The organism is Mycobacterium tilburgii (genome assembly GCF_902168065.1).
In the GTDB taxonomy this organism is placed as follows: domain Bacteria; phylum Actinomycetota; class Actinomycetes; order Mycobacteriales; family Mycobacteriaceae; genus Mycobacterium; species Mycobacterium tilburgii.
Genome location: NZ_LR655775.1, coordinates 1 through 1,492, shown reverse-complemented (window position 1 = coordinate 1,492; position 1,492 = coordinate 1). Strand labels below are relative to the sequence as shown.

The following is a 1,492-nucleotide window of genomic DNA, read 5'->3' as shown; positions in this document are numbered from 1 at the left end:
CGACGACGCCACGACGCTGTTCCGGATCACCCTCGAGCAGGCCTGAGCGCGCTCGACGACGGCTGATCGACCGCGAACATGGTGCCCAGCGGCCCGAAACGCTCAGGTCCCGCGGATTCGACGGGCACACCGAGCCGACGCCCGATCACCTCGGCGATGCGCCGCATCGAGTCCCCCTCATCGCCCACCGCGTGCAGTACCACGCCGGGCGGGGAACGCCCGACGTGGATTAGGACTGCGTCAGGAGAACGTGGTCTGCGCGCAGGTGCTCGGCGAGGTGATGTTGACCCCGGGATAGACCACTTGGATATGGGTGCAGACGATGACGTTGACGTCGGTCTTGGGCTGACCCGTCGACCAGTCCGTGGAGTCGATGCGGCCGGTGCTCTGATACTTCTCCGGCGGGCCCTCGCCGAAGTACACCGTGGTGATCTCGTCGGTGCCCATGGATTTCACCACCCGCTCGTACTGGCCTTTGGCGTGCGCGACGAGGTAAGCCAGCCGGTTGGATGACCGGATCTCCGTGGTCTGGCTCGCCCACAGCCCCGGCGGAAACCCGGCGACACCGTTGGGTGTCTGCATGTTCGCCCCGACGGTGAAGTCGCAGTGGCCATCGGATTTGAAGCAGTTAAGGATGGCCCGCGCCTCCAGTTGGTCGGGGCCGTCCAATGGGAACAGGGTGGTGGCGGTGTTGCACGCCGCCGCCGTGACCGGGACGGGCAGCACGCTCATCATCAGTCCGACGGCGATCAGCGTGCCCGTGATCGACCGCAGCATCGGCGCTTCCTTCCGTCCAACCTCGAGGGGCAACGTAACCACGCGACTAGTCGTCGTAGGTGACTTCTACCGAATCAGATTTCGGGTGAGATTGACAGGCCAAGATCAGCCCCTCGTTCAGATCCTGCTGTTCGAGCACGTCGTTTGCTTCCATGTTCATCTTGCCGCTGCGCAGCGTGCAGGCGCAGGCACCGCAGTGACCTTCCCGGCAGGAGAACGGCGCGTCGAGGCCCTTGGCGAGCGGCACGCCGAGCAGCTTGGCGTGGCGCGGCCATGACACGGTGTGGGTTTCCCCGTCCAGCTCCACGACGACGGTGGCCGGCGGCTAGTCGCCCGCGTCGGTGTCCTCGACCGTGACCGCCGCGAACGGATCCGATTCCAGCGACTTGAACATCTCGATGTGTACTTGGGCCGCAGGCACTTTCAGCGTTTCAAGCGCCTGCCGGATCGCCTCCATGAACGGGCCGGGCCCACAGATGAAGGCGTGCCGGTCGGTGAACGGCGTGGCCAGCCTTGCCAGGGCGGCCGTGCTCGGCAGCCCCTGCAGCGATTCGAGCCAGTACAACACTGTGAGCCGGTCGGGGTATTTCGCGGCCAGCTCGCGCAGCGCCTCGGCGAATCAACGAGCGGTCGTCGCGGTTGGCGTAGACCAGTGTCACCTGCCCGCTGCCCTCCGACAGCGCGGATTTGCAGATCGACATGATCGGGGTGATGC

The 1,492-nt window shown here is 65.9% G+C and carries 2 protein-coding genes and 1 pseudogene; all 3 read right to left on the bottom strand.

Annotated features, from left to right (window positions below; translation table 11 throughout):
* Nucleotides 1-26: 26 nt before the first annotated feature.
* Nucleotides 27-188, bottom strand: coding sequence for a hypothetical protein (locus FQ389_RS17530; RefSeq protein ID WP_407662943.1), 162 nt, complete (start codon nucleotides 186-188; stop codon nucleotides 27-29).
* 52 nt (nucleotides 189-240) lie between these two features.
* Nucleotides 241-777 (bottom strand): hypothetical protein, encoded by a 537-nt coding sequence (locus tag FQ389_RS17525; protein ID WP_144209918.1) that lies wholly within the window; start codon nucleotides 775-777, stop codon nucleotides 241-243.
* Nucleotides 778-823: 46 nt separating this feature from the next.
* Nucleotides 824-1,492: pseudogene (locus FQ389_RS17520) on the bottom strand (flavin reductase family protein); the annotation flags it as partial.

Excerpts from the sequence above, each read along its gene's own strand:
- FQ389_RS17525 (WP_144209918.1), bottom strand. The coding sequence starts at position 777 with ATGCTGCGGTCGATCACGGGCACGCTGATCGCCGTCGGACTGATGATG.